This is a genomic window from Paracidobacterium acidisoli (assembly GCF_003428625.2).
GTDB lineage: Bacteria > Acidobacteriota > Terriglobia > Terriglobales > Acidobacteriaceae > Paracidobacterium > Paracidobacterium acidisoli.
Genome location: NZ_QVQT02000005.1, coordinates 37,398 through 57,148, shown reverse-complemented (window position 1 = coordinate 57,148; position 19,751 = coordinate 37,398). Strand labels below are relative to the sequence as shown.

The 19,751-nt window shown below is 62.7% G+C and carries 7 protein-coding genes; 6 read left to right on the top strand and 1 reads right to left on the bottom strand.

What is annotated here, in order from left to right; translation table 11 throughout:
* Positions 1-32: 32 nt before the first annotated feature.
* Positions 33-3,590, bottom strand: a complete 3,558-nt coding sequence (locus tag D0Y96_RS14315; protein WP_117301174.1) for a TonB-dependent receptor — start codon at positions 3,588-3,590, stop codon at positions 33-35.
* A gap of 586 nt (positions 3,591-4,176) precedes the next feature.
* Between D0Y96_RS14315 and D0Y96_RS14310 the strand changes: the two genes are divergently transcribed.
* From D0Y96_RS14310 to D0Y96_RS14285, 6 genes are all read left to right on the top strand, one after another.
* A complete protein-coding gene (locus tag D0Y96_RS14310) occupies positions 4,177-5,232 on the top strand; it encodes a LacI family DNA-binding transcriptional regulator (protein WP_117301172.1) in 1,056 nt (351 codons plus the stop codon).
* A 142-nt stretch (positions 5,233-5,374) separates the two neighbouring features.
* Entirely contained in the window at positions 5,375-6,472 is a 1,098-nt protein-coding gene (locus D0Y96_RS14305) for a thioesterase domain-containing protein (RefSeq protein ID WP_158562398.1), read from the top strand.
* 242 nt (positions 6,473-6,714) lie between these two features.
* Positions 6,715-7,482 (top strand): thioesterase II family protein, encoded by a 768-nt coding sequence (locus D0Y96_RS14300; protein WP_117301168.1) that lies wholly within the window; start codon positions 6,715-6,717, stop codon positions 7,480-7,482.
* Positions 7,483-7,487: 5 nt separating this feature from the next.
* Complete coding sequence (locus tag D0Y96_RS14295) at positions 7,488-14,129, top strand: type I polyketide synthase (RefSeq protein WP_117301166.1); 6,642 nt, start codon at positions 7,488-7,490, stop codon at positions 14,127-14,129.
* Positions 14,122-16,365, top strand: a complete 2,244-nt coding sequence (locus D0Y96_RS14290; protein ID WP_117301164.1) for a type I polyketide synthase — start codon at positions 14,122-14,124, stop codon at positions 16,363-16,365. The genes D0Y96_RS14295 and D0Y96_RS14290 overlap by 8 nt, the downstream gene beginning before the upstream one ends.
* Positions 16,362-19,733, top strand: coding sequence for a non-ribosomal peptide synthetase (locus tag D0Y96_RS14285; protein ID WP_117301162.1), 3,372 nt, complete (start codon positions 16,362-16,364; stop codon positions 19,731-19,733). The genes D0Y96_RS14290 and D0Y96_RS14285 overlap by 4 nt, the downstream gene beginning before the upstream one ends.
* Positions 19,734-19,751: the final 18 nt, after the last annotated feature.

Sequence of the window (19,751 nt, the reverse complement as noted above, 5' to 3'; positions counted from 1 at the left end):
GCCCGAAGGCTCCTCTGTGGAGACTCAGTGCATCAGAAGCTGAACCGCCCCTGAAAGTCGATGGATCGCGAACCGAGCGCTTTCTGCGCTTCGCCGAAGTTCGGAGAGCCGACATTGTTGACGATGCCGGCGCCGATGATGTCTTCTCCGCCTCCTACCAGGTTCAGCAGGTTAAAGGCGTTGAGCATGTTGGCCTTGATCTCGAACTTCGCATTTTCACCGAGCACCGGCATCTTCGGCAGTCCGAAAGCCTTGGCAAAGGTGAAATCGATATCGCGGTAACCCGGACCGGGGAAGACGTTACGACCGATTCCCGGAGGAGGGATGACATCCGCGGTCTGCCCGGGATTGTCGGTGATGTCCGCGGAATAGTTCGGCATCAGGAAGTAGTTGTTGATGAACTGATCGTTGTTCGTGCCGGTATTGGCAGCGCCCGGGTTTGAAAAGTTAGTGCCGGTCTGAAAGGCCTTGTTGCTGGTGTTGTGGCCGCCTCCTCCGAGATAGTAGGGACGCAGGTTCTGGTACCCATACTGGCAGGTGCTGCAGTAAAACTGGTGCGGCGCCTGATAGACCGGGTTCCATCCATAACCAGTGTGAAGGGTCATGATGCCGCTGAGCGTCCATCCGCCTGCCATCTTCTCCGCCCATGCGTGGCCGCTGTGAAAGAGCACGGGCTGCCAGACGCCGAAGAGCTTGAAGGATTTGTTGATGTCAAAGGCAGACCGGCCGACGGCGAAGGCCGGATTGTACAGATAGGGATCGCGGTAATAGGGGCCTGAATTCGTATCCATGCTGTGAGCCCAGGTAAACTGTGCATCCACGGAGAAGGTGTGGGAGAACTGATGCTTGAGACCGGCAAGCATCATGTTGTTATTCGATTTACCGCTGCTGCCGAAAGTGTTGACGCTGTTGACGAGCGGATTCTGCGGAGCTCCGGTAAGCTGCCCAAGCGCGGTGGCGTCGTAGTTGTACAGAAGGTGACGGCTGGTGCTGCCGGTATAGCCGAGAGTGGCGACCCAGGCGTGTCCCAGATCCCACTCGATGTCGAGCGAATAGTGGTGCGTATATTCGGTGGGCATGCGGCCGGGCAGAGCGCTCAGGTTTGCATTGCCCGCCGTCGGGAGTCCGGCGGAGTTAAACGTGGTGATGGTGTGCGGGTTCGGCGGATATCCGAAGATATTGGTGGAGCTGCTGGAGACCTGGTAAAGAATATTCGGGTTGATGTTCGCAGGACTGGTGCTGGAGCCGGGTACGGAGCTGTATCCCGGAGGGTTGTTGTCGTTCGCGTTGGCCGTTGCGATCTGCTCCTGGTTGTAGTTCAGGCCATACCCGCCGCGCACCACCATTTTGTCGTGAAAGGCAGCCGGGCTCCAGTTGAAGCCGAACTGCGGTCCGAAGTTCAGCTTCTGCGCCTTCCATGCTCCGATGCCGGGCCGAATGGTGATTCCGGTTAAAAGGCTGGTACCACCGCCGAAGGCAAGAACGCCCATGTTGTTGTCTTTGTCGGTGAGCGGACCGAAGTAAGAGTAGCGAAGCCCGGCGCTGAGCGTGAGGTTGGGGCGCGCCTTCCAGTCGTCCTGGAAGAAGATGCCGTACATATTCTCGCGATTGTCGTTGCGATAGCCGCCGGGAAGGCCGGTGGTGGCCTGGAAGTTGCAGCACTCGGCCTCCGGAGCGTCGTTCATAAAATCCCAGAGGTTATAGAAGGTGAAGCTCGGCGCACTGATGGGATCGACCAGGTAGTTAAGCCGGGTGTAGTCGAAGCCGAACTTCATGGTCTGCGTATTCAGAACCTTTGTAGCTACGTCCTTGTAGCCGTAGGTCCACTGATCCAGGTGGTTCGGCGACTGCACGCCGATTTTGCCGAGATTGGCGCTGCCGATCTGCATGACCGTATCCTGGGGCAGACCGAAGGGCGCCTGGGGATTGCTGGCGAGCTCGTTGTAGCGCCATCCGGCGGCATTGGCGCGGGCTTCATTCAGAAATGTCGGCGTGAAGGTGTGATTCCAGATCACGGAAAAGGCGTCGTTGATTTGATCGTGATGGTAGAGCTGGTATCCAAGACCGCCGTTGGATGTGGTGGTGGCGGCGGGAACCCAGTAAATCGCAAAGCTGGCGTGGTCCCTGCCGGTGACGTCGGCGTCGAGACGACCGTTGTACTGCTTGAAGTCGCTGCTTGTCGGATTCTGAATGCTGTACTCCGCGATATCGGGGACGTTGGAGAGCCCATTGCCGACGCCGGGATCGCTGTTATTCACGTACGAGAGATCCTGTTTGCCCAGACCATTCGTGAGCGGTGAGCCGATGTTCAGACCCTGGCCGGCAATGGTTCGGCAGTTCGTGCCTTCCGTCAGTCCGGCATCTTTGCAGGTGGTAGCGGCGATCACCGTCCCGAGAGGAGAGGCCGCGGGAAAGTTGAGGTAGGTGGAGGCAATGCTGTTTGCGGGAGCGAGACTTGTCAGCGCCGAGGTGGGAAACCATGCGGTGGTGGGCACGGGAACGTTCTGGCTTTGGCCTTCATAACTGAAGAAGGCAAAGAGCCGGTTTTTCCAGATGGGTCCGCCGATGCTGCCGCCCCACTGGTTGTACCGGTCTGAGTCCCGGAGCAGGCCGCGCGCCTCGGGGGTGAGCCTTGTTCCGTCCGGACCGACGGCAGTGGCGGACTGCGGACCGTTCCAGCGCTGGTAAGCGTTCAGACCCGGGCGGGTGATCTGAGCGAACAGGCTGCCGTGAAAATTGTTGGTTCCGCTCTTCGATGTGATCTCGGTGAGAGCGCCGGAGAAACGGCCATTTTCCGCGTCGTAGGCATTCGTGACGATCTGAATATTGGCGACCGAATCCTCACTGGGAGTGATGACCGTCGATCCGCCCCAGACGGCGCTTACGGTGCTGATGCCGTCGACGGTATAGCCGTTGGTGTCGTACTGGCCGCCGTTGGCGCTGGCGGATGCACCGTTTTCCGAGGCGAAGATGCTGCTTGAATGTCCTAAATTGCCGCCGCCGCCGGAAGAGGCGTTTGTCTGTGTGCCCGGGGCCTGAAATCCACCGCCGCCGGCCTGCTGCGAGCCGTCGGCCAGAACACCGGGAGCCAGACGGATGAGGCTGGTTGGGTCGCGCTCATAGACGGGCATGTGCTGGACTTCGGTATCGGAGATGGTACGGCCGTTGTTGGCCGTCTCGGTGTCGAGGGCGGGCGCTGTCGAGGCATCGACGGTCACGGTCTGGGTGCTGGTGCCGACGTCGAGGGTGACGTTGACGGAGTTTGCCTGCTCCGGAATGAGCTGCAGCTTGTCGAGAACCCGCTTCTGGAAGCCATCTTTGGTGACCGTAAGGGTAAAGACATCGGCCGGCAGAGCGTTGAAGTTGTAGACGCCGCTGGCATCGCTGGTGCGCACCTGGGTTTCATTGGTTCCTGTATCGACGAGGGTCAGGGTTGCGCCGGGGACGACCGCGCCTGTGCTGTCGGTCACGACTCCCTGAATGGATGTACGGTACTGCGCGTGGGCGAGGGCCGGGATCAGGCAGATAGCCGACAGCAGAGCCAGCGTGTGAAAGAGTGCTTTCGTCCGAAAGCCGGTTGTGAATCGCATGTTGCCTCCAGAAAACCTGTAACTGCCGTGCCGGGGTGGACGCGTGATCTGTGATCCGGCTGTGCCGCCGAATTCACGCCTGCGCCGTCACTCCCGGAAGAGCGGAGCCGACCGTGTACCGTTTCCCCGCTTGCGCAATCGATTGTGCAGTGTCCGCATAAAAAGCCCCTTCGCAAAGAAAAGCCTTCAGAGTGGAATCGGAGAGCGGGAAGCCGGCATGGCCGGCTGGAAGAGATGCAGGAAAGCGGAAGAGATCAGCTCAGACACGCGCTGCAATATGCCGTATATGCGGGGGAATATACAGAACACAGTTTCAGCACCTTCATGATTACCGGATGCTGCCCTTTCATGCCGGGTTGCTGGACGGGAAGTAATTGCGGGGTGGCTGTCCCTGAGGGAAGGTCTCTGCGGGAGCCGGCGGCGAGGAAGGATCAGGAACCGCAAAGAGTTCAGGCCGCAAAGAGATCAGGGCCGCAAAGAGCGGGTGATCGGGTAAGCTGCCTGTAGATTCTCAACCCAGACCAGACGCACTCCGGCGAAGCAAGAGCGCCGGCGGCGGCGCTGGCCGGGATGTGACGGAAGGCCGATGAGACGACAGACTGCGAACCCGCCGGTCAGCCTGAAAGAGCTGGCGCAGCATCTGCGCCTTTCCCCGACCACGGTCTCCCGGGTCGTGAACCAGACTCCGGCAGCGGAGCGGATTCCGGAGGCGACGCAGAAGCGCATTCTGGCGGCGGCTGCGCTGATGAACTACCGGCCGAACGCCTATGCGCGGGGGCTGCGCCACAGACGCAGCTTTACGGTCGGCGTGATGGTTCCGGAGATCAGCGAAGGCTATGCGGCGGCGGTGCTGAGCGGTATTGAAGACACGCTGCTGCAGGAGGAGTTCTTTTATTTCGTGGTGAGCCACCGGCACCGGGCGGAGCTGCTGGAGGGGTATCCAAGGCTGCTGCTGGCACGGGCGGTGGAGGGCATTATCGCGGTCGATACGCCGATACGCGAGACGCTGACGGTGCCGGTGGTGGCGGTCTCAGGGCATGGAAAGCATAAGGGGATGGTGACGATCGAACTGGACCATCTGAGCGCAGCACGATACGCGCTTGGACACCTGGCGGAGCTGGGGCATCGACGAATCGCCTTTATCAAAGGCCAGAGCTTCAGCTCGGATACGAGTGCGCGGTGGGGCGCGATTCGGAAGGTCTGCACGGAGACCGGCCTGAAGCAGGACCCGGAGCTGGTGGTGCAGATGCAGGGCGCAGCGTCGGGCAGCGAGCCGGGGTATCTGGCGGCGCGGGCGCTGCTGGAGCGGAAGAGGCCGTTTACGGCGATCTTCGCGTTCAACGATATGTCGGCGCTGGGCGCGATCACGGCGCTGCATGAGGCGGGTCTGCATGTGCCGCGGGATGTGTCCGTGGTGGGGTTCGACGATATTCCGCTGGCGGCGGCGGTTCATCCGGGACTGACCACGGTGCGGCAGCCGCTCAAAGAAATGGGACGGATTGCAGCGGCTACGCTTCTGAGCGCGATTCGGGGGGCGAACGGGCAGACTTTGCCGGCTTCGATCCGTGTGGAACCGGAGCTCGTGATCCGGAGATCGACGAGCCGGCTGCATACAGACCGGCCGGGAAGGCAGGCACGGTGATTACGGCCGATCGGGAATGGCGGCGATGCAGGACCTCTTTGGGAACCCGCTCCACTTCCGGATCTGCACGCGGATAGTTACGAATTACTATCATTCCCGGTACACTCAAGAGACCCACTTTGTTCTTCGAGGCTCGCGCGCAATGCCGGTTCAGGCGTTCATGGATGGTGTGGATGACAGGCAGCGAGACGATCTCGAATCCACGCTCACCGGATGGTGGAAGGAGCTGTTCCGGGCGGTGAAGATCGGTCCCGACGAGGACTTCTTCATGCTCGGGGGCGGTCCGGTCCTGGCGGAGACGATCCGCGCCAAAGTGCGGGGAAAATACCGGGTCGATATTCCCGCTGAAGACTTCTACGACGCCCGGACCATCGCCAAGATGGCGGATTATATCCAGATTCGCCAGGCGTCGGCGGAGAGCTGGTGCATTGTGCCGATCCGGACGGGCGGGAACCGGCGGCCGCTGTTTCTGATCCACGGGATTGGCGGCAATGTGCTGGGGTTTTTCAGCCTGGTGAAGCATCTGCCTGCGGATCAGCCGGTGTATGGCGTGCAGGCGCAGTCACTGCAGCCGGGGGCGAAGATCCACGTATCGCTGGAGGATATGGCGGCGCATTACGTCCGCGAGATTCGCCGGCTGCAGCCGCATGGACCGTATGCGTTTCTGGGGCTCTCTTTCGGCGGGCTGGTGGCGTATGAGATGGCCAGGCAGCTGCTTGCGGCGGGCGAGACGGTGGGGCTGCTGGGCATGCTCGATACCTGGCAGCCGAGCTATATGAAGCGGCTGCCGAATCCCGGATCGCTGCCGGTGCGGGTTTACCAGCGGCTGCGGCTGGTGTGGCTGGGAATGCGCAGGCTGAATCTGCCGCACAAGATGATTTATCTCCGCAACCGGCTGCGGAACCGGGCGCTGCGCGTGTTTTACCGCTACCTGGCAGCGCGGGGCGGCGGAAAGATCTCGGAGTCAATGAAAAGCGTGCGCGATATCAACTGGATTGCGGGCATCCAGTACCCGGTGCTTCCCTATGCGGGGCAGGTGACGCTCTTCCGGGCGACGGGCGAGAATGACTGGAGGCTGCCTCAGGACCTGGGATGGGGCGCGGTGGCCGCCGGAGGGGTGGATCTTCATCCGCTGCCGGGCGATCATGGACAGGTGCTGGCCGAGCCGAATGTGAGCCTGCTGGCGGAGCAGCTGGATGCCTGCCTGCAGCGGATAAGCTCCGATGTAAGAATGATATAAAGCCGATGGGCGAGGGCCGGAAGATTTCCTGGGAAGGCGGCCTGCGGAATCCGGCAGGCACAAAAGAGGCTATCCGCCCGGTATAAAAGTTGTATTGACCCTAAAAGGCAATGTGGCTAGCCTTCGAGTTATAGAGTCGTACTTCCGATATCGACCCAAGACCGCGTTATTAAGGATTTATTTTGGTTGGGAAGAAGCCCACGTCTTCTCTGCTTTGGCCGCAACGAGTCCCTGATGCCGGAATGCGTCTGTTCTGCTTTCCGTACGCCGGGGGTGCGCCTGCTTCTTTCTTTTCCTGGGCAGAATTGCTGGGACCGGAGATCGAGGTGGTTTGCGTGCAGCCGCCAGGGCGGGGAGCAAGATTTATCGAGCCCGGCTATACCGGACTGGATGCCATGGCCGATGAGGCCACGCAGGCGCTGTCTGCCTGGCGCGACCGGCCTTTCGCATTCTACGGTCACAGTCTGGGCGCGTGGGTTGCCTTTGAGGTGATGCGCAGACTGCGCATGGATGGACGCCGCCAGCCTGCACACTTTTTTGCCGGAGCGTCGCGGCCGCCTCATCTGGGACCGCTGACACCGGCGATCCGGAACATGACGGACGAGGGGTTTCTGGAGGCGATTCAGAACCGGTATGCGGGAATACCCGCGGAGGTTCGGGCCGAGCCGGAGCTGCTGCAGATGTTTCTGCCGGTGCTGCGCGCGGACTTTACCGCGTACGAGACGTACCTTTGCAGCGAGGCCGCGCCGCTGCAGACGCCCATGACGGTGCTGACCGGAGCTGAAGACAGGCTGGTGACACCGGAGATTACGCGGCAGTGGGAAAGGCATGCCGGAGGCGGATTTGCGATGCAGATTCTGCCCGGAGACCACTTCTTCCTGAACACGAGCCGCGATGCATTGCTGGAAGTGATTCGGGACCGGCTTTTTGGAGACGGGGCGATTGCCGCAGGCACGCCCGACAGAATACGCAGGGACGCGCACGTGGCGACTGCAGACCATGCAGGGTAGCTGGAATGTCAGATGCTGATCAGCTTTACGAGCGTGACCACGAACCGATAGCCATTGTCGGCATGGGATGCCGCTTTCCGGAAGCGGGCAGCGTACAGGAACTGTGGCAGCTGCTGACGGAAGGCCGCGACGCGATCGGCGTTTATCCCGGCCACCGCTTTCCGGAGATCGACTCGGTATATGAGGAGTTCGAACGCACGGGCGGGCGAATCACGACCAGCCGGGGCGGATTTCTGCGCGACCTGGACCGGTTCGATGCACGCTTTTTCGAGATATCGCCGCGGGAAGCCACCTATATGGACCCGCAGCAGCGCCTGCTGCTGGAGACGGCATGGGATGCGCTGGAGGATGCGGGACAGACACGGGAGTCGTACCGCGGATCGCGCACGGGAGTTTTTGTCGGGCTGTGGTCGAGCGAATTCGAGTCGTGCCTGTATGCTTCGGGCTCGGATCTCGATTTCTATGTGACCACGGGCGGAGGACGCGCTCCGGCGGCGGGCAGGCTCTCATACACGTTTGGCCTGGAAGGCCCGAGCCTGGCGGTGGATACGGCCTGCTCGTCGTCACTGGTGGCGGTGCATCTGGCGTGCCGCAGCCTGCGGGCGGGCGAGTGCGAGATGGCGCTGGCGGGCGGCGCCAACATTATTCTTTCGGCGACGATCACGGAGCTCTTTACGCCGGCGGGGATGCTGTCGCGCGATGGATGGTGCAAGTTCGGCGATGCCTCGGCGGATGGCTTTGTACGCAGCGAGGGCGTGGGCGTTGTGGTGCTGAAGCGGCTGCGCGATGCCCAGGCCGCGGGTGATCCGATCTACGCGGTGATTCGCGGCACGGCGGTCAACAGCGATGGACGCACCAACGGGCTGATGATGACGCCGAGCGTGGCCGGACAGGGACAGATGCTGCGCCAGGCATGGAAGGATGCGGGCATCGATCCGAAGCACCTGCGCTATATCGAGGCGCACGGAACAGGGACCCGGGTGGGCGATCCGACGGAGCTGGAGGCGCTGGGCGAGGCACTGGCTTCAGCGGGTGTGGAGAGGCCATGCGGCGTCGGCTCGCTCAAGAGCAATATCGGACATACGGAATCGGCCGCAGGCATTGGTGGACTGATCAAGACGGCGCTGGCGCTGCGGCACAGACTGGTACCGCGCAGCCTGCACTGCGAGACGCCGAATCCGAAGATTGACTGGGATACGCTGCCGCTGCGGGTGCTGACGGAGCCGCTTGACCTGAGCGGGACAGAAGGTCCGATTCTTGCCGGAGTGAGCTCATTCGGCCTGACGGGAACGAATGCGCACGCGGTGCTGGAAGCGTGGAGCGGTACAGAAGACGAAGTGCCGGAGCGGCACGACGACGAGAACAGGCCATACCTGCTGACGGCTTCGGCACATACTCCGGAGGCGCTGGATGCGGTACTGCAGGCGGACCTTGCGTATCTGCGCGTCGAAGGCCGGGACGCGGCACTGCGGGACATCTGCTTTACGGCTGCCCAACGGCGCACGCATCACGAATATCGCGCTGCGATCACCGGCAGCGACAGGCAGGCAGTAGAAGCGGGCATCGAAGCGGCGCTGCGGCACGAAAATGCCGCCGAGGTGGTAAAGGGCGCGGCGAGCAAAGGCAGACGGCGCATCGTTTTTGTCGCGCCAGGGCAGGGCTCGCAGTGGGCGGGCATGGCGCGGGAGCTGTACGAGCGCGAGCCGGCGTTTCGAGCGGCGCTTGAAGCGCTGGATACGCCTATTGCCGCAGAGACCGGATGGTCGCTGATCGAGCGTTTGCTCGGAGCTGAGACCACAACCCATCTTGAGGAAATTGATTTTGTGCAGCCTGCGCTGTTCTCGATCAGCGTGGCGCTGGCGGCGCTGTGGCGCTCATGGGGTGTGACGCCCGATGCGGTGGTGGGGCACAGCATGGGCGAGGTGGCTGCGGCCCACATTGCCGGGATTCTCAGCCTGAACGATGCCGCTGCGGTGATCTGCCGTCGCAGCCGCCTGATGCGAAGCATTCGCGGGTCGGGCGCGATGGCGACGGTCGAGCTTTCCGTCAGTGAGGCGGAACCGCTGCTGCGCACGACGAACGGACTTGTCTCCGTGGCGGCCAGCAACAGCCCGCGCACAACGATTCTTTCCGGCGATGCAGCGACGATCGATATGCTGCTGGCCGAGCTGGAGCGGTGTGAGGTGTTTGCGCGGCGCGTCAACGTCGATGTGGCTTCGCACAGCTCCCAGGTCGATCCGATTCTCGGCGCACTGCGAGAACAACTGCATGACGTAGCTCCGCAGCCTGCGGCGACGCCGATGTTTTCCACGGTGACGGCGCAGTTTGTGTCCGGCGAAGAGATGACGGCCGATTACTGGGTACGGAATCTGCGGCAGCCGGTACTGTTTGCGAAGGCCGTTGAGACGCTTGCCAATGAAGGGCATGACATTTTTGTCGAGCTGAGTCCGCATCCGATTCTGCTGCCTGCCAGTGCGGCCACGCTGCAGGCATCGCATCCGGAGGCGGTCATCGTACCCTGCCTGCGACGCGGACAGCAGGAGCAGACTGCGATGCTGACGGCTTTGGGAACCTTATATACAGCGGGCTGCGCCATGGACTGGAATCGGTTTTATGGCGCGGGCGGCCAGTGTGTGCGGCTGCCGAATTATCCCTTTCAGCGTGAACGCTACTGGCCGGACCTGGTATCGACAGATCGCAGACGGACGCAGCAGAAGATGCGCAGCCTGTATGGTCCGATGCTGAAGCAGCGATTCGAATCGCCGGCCGATCCGGATGTAGTGGCATGGCAGGCCGAAGTGGATCTGACGACGCATCCCTGGCTGGGCGATCATCGCGTGCTGGGGTCGGCGCTTCTGCCTACTTCGGCGCATCTTGAGCTGGCGATGGAGGCGATGCGCGCGGAGCGTCCGGGTGAGGATTTCGCGCTGAGCGATATCTCGCTGACTGCGGCGGCGTATTTGTCCGAGAGCGAAGCGCAGGAGTTTCAATTGGTGCTGCGGCGCGAAGGCGGTGACGGCTATCGCTTCGAGATTCGCAGCAGGAGCGGCGAGCCGCAGGCGAATCATGGCTGGACGCTGCACTCGGAGGGGCGGCTGCGAAAGACAGAGAACGCGGAGGCTCCGGCGGCGATCGATCCTGCAGCGTTTTTGCGAGAGGCCGCTGTGCACGGCAGCGCGGAAGAGCATTACCGGCAGATGGCGCGGCGCGGGCTGGAGTATGGGCCTGCGTTCCGGCTGCTTGCGGAGAGCTGGAAACGCGGTGATGCGGTGCTGTGCCGTGTGCGCGCGAATGGCTCTTCAGGATATGTGCTGCATCCGGCGATGCTGGACTCCTGCTTTCAGTCGATGCTGCATCTGAATCCGCTGAACGGGCACGCCGCGGCCGGCGATACATGGCTGCCGGTTGCGGTGGAGAGCATGCGCGTCTTTGGCGCGGCTCCGGCAGAGGGCGATGTCTTTGTCCACGGAAGGCTGGCGGAGTATGACGAGCGGCGCAAGGTCTTTGCCGTCGATCTGCGCCTGTTGCGCGGGGATGGCTCGGTGATTGCGGCGATTGACGGACTGGCGGCGCAGCGCGTTACGCAGAGAGCGAAGAATGAGTTTTCCGATTCGCTCTTTGAGCTGACGTGGCAGGAAGTAACGGAAGAAAGCAAAGTCCAGGATAATCGTAATAGTCACTGTATCCTTTTTACGGACGACGGAGGCTCGGGCCAGACGCTGGCGAAACGGCTGGCTGCCGCGGGAGTGCGCTGCACGCTGATACACAAAGGCGAGGCATATCGGGCACCGCAGCATCACAGCGGGAACGGAAATGGCGCAGGCGCTTCAATCGCAGAGGCGGCCGCGACCACAACGGCCGCGGACGCGGAGCGTGTGCTTCGGGAAGCTGCGCTGCTTTTTGGCGCGCCTGCAGCGGTCATTCACCTGTGGGGGCTGGACTCCGCGAAGGAAGACGAAGCGGACCTGGCATCGGTTCTGAAGGCACAGGCGATGGGGAGTTATCATCTGCCGGCGGTGGTGCAGGCGATTCATAAGGCGGGATGGGAGAATCCTCCGCGCATGTGGGCCGTGACGCAGGGCGCGGTGAGCGTGGAGGCTGTGAAGGATGCGGCGCCGGGCCTTGCAGCGGCACCTGCATGGGGAATCGGCAGGGTGATTGCGTGGGAGCATCCGGAGCTGCGGACGGTACTGGCGGATCTGAGCGCATCGCCGTCTGCGGGTGAAATCGATGCGCTGGCGCGCGCGATTCTCTCCGATGAGCGGGAAGCGCAGCTGGCGCTGCGCGGGAAGAAGAAGTATGCGGCACGTTTCGGCCGCTGCGCGGCTGCGGTGACTGAGCAGAGCGTATCGCTGCGGCAGGAGCAGGAGTACCGCATCGAGACCGAGCAGACGGGAACGCTCGATCACCTTGCGCTGCGGGCAGTGAAGAGACAGAAGCCTGGACGAGGAGAGGTCGCGATTGAGGTCGCAGCGGCGGCGGTGAATCTGCTGGATGTGACGCGGGCGCTGGGAACGTGTCCGGGCGTCGATCCGCGCGATCCGGTGGCTCTGGGAACGGAGTGCGCAGGCCGGATTATCGAGATCGGCGAAGGGGTAACGGCATTTCAGCCGGGCGATGAAGTCATTGCCATTACGCCGTACACGGCGACGGTCGGCATGCTCGCATCGCAGGTGGTTGTGCCGGAGCGGGTGGTGGCACGCAAGCCAAAGAGCTTCAGCTTTGAAGAGGCGGCAGCGGCACCGGTGGCTTTTCTGACTGCATGGCATGCGCTGGTGGAGCTGGCGCGGCTGCGCGCCGGCGAGTGGGTGCTGATTCACGCTGCTACCGGAGGAACAGGGCTGGCATGTGTGGAGATTGCACAGAAGCTGGGAGCGCGGATCATTGCGACGGCCAGCTCACCGGAGAAGCATGCGTGGCTGCACAGCATCGGCGTTGAGCATGTGCTGCCGTCGAGATCGCTGGAGTTTGCCGATGGCGTGATGGAGATTACGGGTGGGCGCGGCGTGGATGTGGTGCTTAACTCGCTGACAGGCGAGTTTCTCTCACGCAGTCTCGATGTGCTGGCTCCTTATGGACGTTTTGTGGAGATCGGCAAGCGCGATCTTTACGACGACCGACGGATCGGCATGAAGGTCTTCCGCAGAAACATCTCGTACCATACGGTCGATCTTGCCGCTGCGGTGGAAGAGCGTCCCAATTATATGGAGACGATGCTGCGGACGGTGATCGGTCATCTGGATGCGGGCGAGTGGAAGCCGCTGCCGGTGCAGTGCTTCAGCGCGGCGGAGCCGGATCTTCCCTTTCGCTTTCTGGCGCAGGCGAAACAGATCGGCAAGGTCGTGGTGCAGATGACGCGCGACGTGAAGGTGCTGCCGGAGCGGGCGCGGTCTCTTTTCGCGGCGGACGCGACATACCTGATTACAGGCGGCATGGGTGGCGTGGGGTCGGTGGTGGCGGAGTGGATGGCGCGGAACGGAGCGCGGCATATTGTGCTGGCTTCGCGCCGGGCGTCTTCTGCAGAGACACAGGCGATTATCGAGCGCATTGAAAGACACGGCGCGAAGGTGGTGCATGACCGGACCGATGTGCTCGATGCAGATGCCGTTGCGAAGCTGATAGAGCGCATTCGCGAAGAGATGCCGCCGCTGCGCGGCATTCTGCACGCGGCGGTGGTGATTGACGATGGGCTGATTATGGACCTGACCGCAGAGCGCTTCGATGCGGTGATGGGACCGAAGGTGACGGGTACGTGGAATCTGCACGAGGCGACACGGGATGAAGCGCTGGAGTTTTTTGTGCTCTTCTCGTCGATTGCCGCGGTTCTGCCGCAGGCCGGTCACGGCAGCTATGCAGCGGCCAATGCGTTTATGGACGCGTTCGCGCATCGTCTGCGCGCACAGGGCACACCGGCGATCTCCATTAACTGGGGCGGCTGGAAAGATACGGGGCTGATTCAGGAGGCAGGCACGGCGCGAAGCCTGGAAGGATATGAGCTGCAGGGCATGATGGCGTTTTCTCCCGAGGAGGCGCTGGAGGCTCTGCGCGAGGCGCTTGCGATCAGGCCGGTGCAGGCGGTTGCGATGAACTTCGATCCGGAGATCTTTGCGCGCTTTCACTCCGGCAATGGAATTCCTCCGGCCTTTGCCGGTATGGTCGACAGCTTTGTGCGAAGAGAAGACACAGTTCAGACAGGCCGGGCTTCGATTGTGGATGTGCTGGCTGCGGCGGAGACGGCTGCGGAACAACGGGAGATACTCGAGGATCATCTGCAGCAGGAGCTGGGCCGCGTGCTGCGGCTGGCACCGGAGCGCATCGAGCGCGAACGGCCGCTGGGGACGCTGGGCGTGGATTCGCTGATGGCGCTGGAGTTTGTGCGGCGCGTGAATGCAGGGCTGGGGCTGCGGCTGCCGGCGACAACGGTCTTTAACTATCCAACGGTAAAGCAGCTGGCCGATCAGGTTCTGCAGCGCCTGGGCCTGGACAACAGCAGAGGTCTGAAGACGCATGCTGACGCGATGGCGGATGCATCGCAGACGATGCCGGAAAATGCTGCACTGCGCTCGGTTGCCGCGCTTTCGGAGGATGAGGCACTGGCGCTGCTGATGCATCCGGAGAAGGCGATGAGCGGAGGGTCGCATGGCTGAATCCAGACCGACTCTGTCGGCGGTCCGGCTTGCGCTCGCCGTGAGACAGGCGCGGCAGAATCCGGATGCGGATCTGCCGGGCTCCGAACCACTCGCCATTGTGGGCATGGCCTGCCGTTTCCCCGGCCATGTCAACTCACCTGACGACTTCCGGAAGCTGCTGGATGCGGGCGTGGATGCGATCCGTGAGATTCCCGCAGGACGGTGGAGTGATACAGACAGGCTGGCGAAGCGCACGCGTTATGGCGGCTGGCGCGACGATGCGGATCAGTTCGATGCGGCCTTCTTCGACATTTCTCCGGTCGAGGCGCGGGAGATGGACCCGCAGCAGCGCTTCCTGCTGGAGGTGACGTGGGAGGCGCTGGCCGATGCCGGAATTCCTCCGATTGCGCTTTCGGGCAGCAGGGCGGGCGTCTTTGTCGCGCTCTGCAATCAGGATTATCTGCGCAGCCAGCTCGAGCATGCGAAGCGGACCGGCGCAAGAACCGGACCGGGCGCGGCGCAGAGTATGGCCGCGGGCAGGATCGCTTTTCTGCTGAATGCGCATGGGCCTTGCCTGGTGGTCGATACGGCGTGCTCGTCGTCGCTGACTGCAGTGCACCTTGCCTGCCAGAGCCTGCGGCTGCGCGAGTGCAGTGTGGCGATTGCGGGCGCGAGCAATCTGAAGATCTCGCCCGAAGAAGCGAGCGCATCGGCGGAGTGGGGCATGCTGGCTGCGGATGGAAGATGCAAGGTATTTGACAGCCGCGCCGATGGGTTTGTGCCGGGCGAGGGCTGCGGCGTGGTGATACTGAAGCGGCTGGCGGACGCGCTGGCGGCTGAGGACCGTATCCACGCGGTGATTCGCGGCACGGCGGTGAATCAGGACGGCCGGTCGACTTTGCTGACCGCTCCGAGCGGACCGGCACAGGAGGCGGTGATGCGCGCGGCGCTCGAAAACGGAGCGGTGCGTGCGTCGGATGTGACGTATGTGGAGACGCATGGAACGGGCACATCCCTTGGCGATCCGATTGAGGTGGGCGCGCTGTGCTCCGTATATGGAGAGGCCGCAGGAGCTGCGCCCTGCATGCTGGGCGCGGTGAAGACGAATATCGGACATCTGGAAGCTGCGGCGGGAATGGCCGGACTGATGAAGGTCGCGCTGAGTCTGCAGCAGGAGCGCATTCCGCGCAACCTGCATTTTGAGCGGCTGAATCCGGAGATTTCTCTGGAGGGAACGCGGCTGGTTCCGGCGAGCGAGGGCGCATGGTGGCCGCGCGGCGAGCGTCCGCGCTTTGCCGGGCTGAGCTCATTCGGAATGAGCGGGTCGAATGCGCACGTGATTCTCGAAGAGGCTCCGGCACTGGCAGTGACGAAAGACGCGATGGCTTCTGCGGATCAGGATTTTCTTCTGCTGCTGTCGGCACGCAGCGAAAAGGCTCTGCGGCAGATGGCGGCGGCATTCGATGACTCCTCTGCATGGACAGAGGCCTCTGCCGAGGAGATTTGCCGGACGGCGGCGCTGCGCCGCAGCCATTACGAATGGCGGCTTGCGGTCACAGGGAAAACAAAAGAAGAGCTTCGCAGCGGACTGAAGGATTATTTCGCCGGGCGCAGCGGCGGCCACGCGCAGTGGGGACATGTGGGATACGCGCAGCCTGCGGGCACTGCGCTGGCCTCGTCGATGGAGATTGCCGCTTCCGCAGCCGATGCGGGAACGCGCTACGTGAGCGGCAGAAGCTGCGACTGGACAAAGGTATTGCCGGCGAAGGGACGCGTGGTCTCTTTACCGCGCTATGCCTGGCAGCATGAGCGGTTCTGGTTTGAAGAAGCCGCGGAGGGCGCGACCGCAGTGAAAGATCACGCGGCGCGAGGGCAGGACTCGGCACAGGCATCTTTCGATGCCCGAGCCTGGGAGACGGCTCTCTTATCGCTGCGGGCAGCGTCGGGAGAAGAGCGGCAAAGGCTGATTCGTGAGTTTATTCAGCGTGAGTCGGCGGCGGTGCTGGGACTGCAGCCTGGCGTGGTACCGCCCCTCGATGTGCCGCTGACCGACCTGGGGCTCGATTCGCTGATGGCGATCACGCTGCAGAACCGGCTGCGCGCGGTGCTGGGACAGGAGATTCCGCTGCGGCTGGTGATCGAGCAGGCGACCGTGCTGGCTTTGGCCGATGCGCTCGATACGATCCTGTGGACGATGCAGGAGACGATGGCGCCGGAAGGCGGCGGCCTGCAGCAGGAAGAGATTCGCCTATGAGGTCGACTCTCGAGTTCCTGAGTGAGCTGCGCGTGGCAGGCGTGATGCTTTCGCTCGAAGGCGAGTCGCTGAAGTGCAGCGCGCCGAAGGGCGTGCTGACGGCAGAGCTGTGCGAGGAGCTGACCGGCAGGAAGCAGGAGATTCTCAGCTTTCTGCGCATCTCGCGTGAAGCGGCGCGCTCGGGCAGCGCGGGGATTCCGCGCGTGGATCGCACCCGGGCGCTGCCACTTTCGTTTTCGCAGCAGCGGCTGTGGTTTCTGCATCAGCTTGACGCGGAAAACCCCGCCTATAACATGGCGGCGGCGCTGCAGCTTACCGGACCGCTCCACGAGGCGGTACTCGAAGACAGCCTGTCGGGCATTGTGCGGCGGCACGAGGCGCTGCGCACCTGCTTCGCGCAGAAGGACGGCGTTCCTTATGCGGTGATCGACGATGGCCCGGCATGGCGAATGGAACGGATCGATCTGCGGCATATTCCATTTGAGCTGCAGGAAGAGGAGATGCTGGAGGCTGCTACGCGGATCGGAAAACGCCCCTTCGATCTGAAGACCGGGCCACTGTTTCGCGCGGCGCTGCTGACGCTGGCGCCGGAGTCGCATGTGCTGGTGCTGGTGATGCATCACATCATCTCCGATGGGTGGTCGATGGGCGTCTTCGTGCAGGAGTTTACCGAGCTGTATCGCGCGGGCATGGAGCAGCGCGAGGCGGCGCTGCCGCCGCTGCCGGTGCAGTATGCCGATTATGCGGAGTGGCATCGGAGGTGGCTCGAAGGCGGCGAGGTGGAGCGGCAGCTTGTTTACTGGAAGGCGCAGCTCGCGGGCTCGCCTGCGGTGGTGCAGTTCCCTGCCGATCATCCCCGGCCGCGGCACGAGACATCGGATGGGCATCGCGTGCGCATGGTGCTGCCCGCAGAGAGGATGGCGGAGCTGGAGCGGTTCGGCCAGCGCGAGGGCGTGACGCTGTTCATGGTGATGCTCGCGGCCTTCAAGACATTGCTGTACCGCTATACCGGGCAGACCGATGTTGTGGTGGGATCGCCGTCGGCGAACCGCAGCCGCAGCGAGTTTCACGGCCTGATCGGCTTCTTCGTCAATAACCTGGTTCTGCGCACCGGATTTGAAGGCAATCCATCGTTCCGGGATTTGCTGGGCAGGGTCCGCGAGATGACGCTGCAGGCGTATGACCACCAGGAAGTGCCCTTCGAGCGTCTGGTCCAGGCGCTGCGTCCGGAGCGCGATCTGAATCATGCTCCGCTGTTTCAGACGATGTTCAGCTTCCAGAATTTTCCGCTTGAGGATCTGGAGCTGAGCGGGCTGACGATCCGGCTGATCGAAATGGATTTCGGCACGGCCCGCTATGATCTGACGGTCGAGGCATGGCCGCGGCACGGCGAGCTGCACATCGATTTCGAGTACAACACGCATCTGTATGATCGCGAAACCATGGAACAGCTGCAGCGACACTTCCGCTCGGTGCTGAGCGCGGTGGTTGCCGATCCATTGCAGACGGTCAATGAGATTCCGCTTCTTTCGACGGAGGAGCGGCGGCAGCTTCTGGAAGAGTGGAACGGCACCCTCGAACCCGAAGATGAGGCACTCTGCTTTCATCAGCACTTCGAGCGGCAGGCGCAGAGAACACCGGATTGCATGGCGGTGGTGGCAGGAACGGAAGCGCTGACCTATGCCGAGCTGAATGAGCGGGCCAATCGAGTAGCGCAGGGCCTGCGCGCCGCGGGAGCAGGACCGGAATCGCTTGTGGCGCTTTATGCCGAACGATCGGCGCATCTGCTGGCCGGCCTGCTGGGCATCCTCAAGTCGGGCGCGGCGTATCTGCCGCTCGATCCTGTTTATCCAAAGCAGCGCATTGCACAGATTCTGGAAGACGCGAAACCGCGCGTGGTTCTGACGCAGAACAGCCTCGGCGCGCAGCTTCCCGAGCATGACGGCCGCGTGCTCACTCTCGAAGAGATCTTTGCTCCGGCAGAGAGCGGCGCTTTGCCCAACCTCGAGAGCGGGGTGACTGCGAATGATCCCGCATACGTAATTTTCACTTCGGGCTCGACCGGAAGGCCCAAGGGCGTGCAGATTCCGCACTCTGCGCTGATGAATTTTCTGAAGAGCATGCGCCGCGAGCCTGGGTTTACGGAGCACGATGTACTGCTGGCGGTCACGACCATCTCATTCGACATTGCCGGGCTTGAGCTGTATCTGCCGCTGCTTGCGGGCGGACAGGTTCACATTGCTCTGGAACCGGGCAACGCAGAACGGCTGATGGCGGATATGCGGCACAGCGCTGCAACGGTGATGCAGGCGACTCCGGCGACGTGGCAACTGCTTCTGGCTGCGGGATGGGAGGGCGACCGCAGACTGAAGGTGCTGTGTGGCGGCGAGGCACTCGAAGCAGGACTGGCGCAGAAGCTGATCGAGCGGGTGCGGAGCGTATGGAATATGTACGGCCCGACGGAGACGACGATCTGGTCTTCCGTGCTCGAACTGCGGGAGATTCACGACGGCAGAGTTCCGCTTGGGCCGCCGATTCGAAACACGTCGTTCTTTGTACTGGATGCGCGGCGTGAGCCGGTGCCGGCCGGGGTAGCCGGAGAGCTGCTGATCGGGGGCGAAGGGCTGGCACATGGATATCTGCATCGGCCTGAGCTGACGGCGGAGAAGTTTGTGCCGCATCCTTTCAGCGATGTGCCTGGAGCACGGCTGTACCGCACGGGCGACCTGGTGCGCAGACGGCGCGATGGAACGCTGGAGTTTTCAGGAAGGCTCGATCATCAGGTGAAGCTGCGCGGTTATCGCATTGAGCCGGGCGAGATAGAAGCCGCTCTGCGCCGGCAGCCGGGGATCGGGGACGCGGTCGTTCTGCTGCGCGATGCGGATGGAGACCGGCAGCTTGTTGCGTATCTGGCGGCCGGGCAGAAGCCGCAGCGGCCCTCTGTTGCCGCGCTGCGAGCCGCTTTGCGGCAGGAGCTGCCTGAGTATATGGTTCCGGCCAAATTTGTTTTCCTGAGCGAATTTCCGAGGACTCCAAACGGGAAGCTCGATCGCGCCGCGCTGCCGGCGCCGGAAGAGAGCGGGCAAACAGCGGAGCGGGCGATTCTTCCTCCGCGAACAGCGATGCAGAGATCGATTGCTCGGGTGTTCTGCGAGCTGCTGAAGATCGATCGGGTGAGCATCGATGACAATCTTTTCGACCTGGGCGCGCACTCACTGCTGATTGTGCAGGCACATGAGCGGCTGAAGCGTGAGATCGATCCGGAGCTTTCGCTGGTGAGCTTCTTTCAGTATCCGACGATTGGCGCGCTGGCGGGATTTCTTGAACGGCAACAGAAGACAACGACCGTATCCGGCGGGATGGCTTGAAACAGATGGGAGATGCAG

Coding starts and splice junctions, on each gene's coding strand:
- D0Y96_RS14295 (WP_117301166.1), top strand. CDS start 7,488: ATGTCAGATGCTGATCAGCTTTACGAGCGTGACCACGAACCGATAGCC.
- D0Y96_RS14300 (WP_117301168.1), top strand. CDS start 6,715: ATGCGTCTGTTCTGCTTTCCGTACGCCGGGGGTGCGCCTGCTTCTTTC.
- D0Y96_RS14310 (WP_117301172.1), top strand. CDS start 4,177: ATGAGACGACAGACTGCGAACCCGCCGGTCAGCCTGAAAGAGCTGGCG.
- D0Y96_RS14305 (WP_158562398.1), top strand. CDS start 5,375: ATGCCGGTTCAGGCGTTCATGGATGGTGTGGATGACAGGCAGCGAGAC.
- D0Y96_RS14290 (WP_117301164.1), top strand. CDS start 14,122: ATGGCTGAATCCAGACCGACTCTGTCGGCGGTCCGGCTTGCGCTCGCC.
- D0Y96_RS14285 (WP_117301162.1), top strand. CDS start 16,362: ATGAGGTCGACTCTCGAGTTCCTGAGTGAGCTGCGCGTGGCAGGCGTG.
- D0Y96_RS14315 (WP_117301174.1), bottom strand. CDS start 3,590: ATGCGATTCACAACCGGCTTTCGGACGAAAGCACTCTTTCACACGCTG.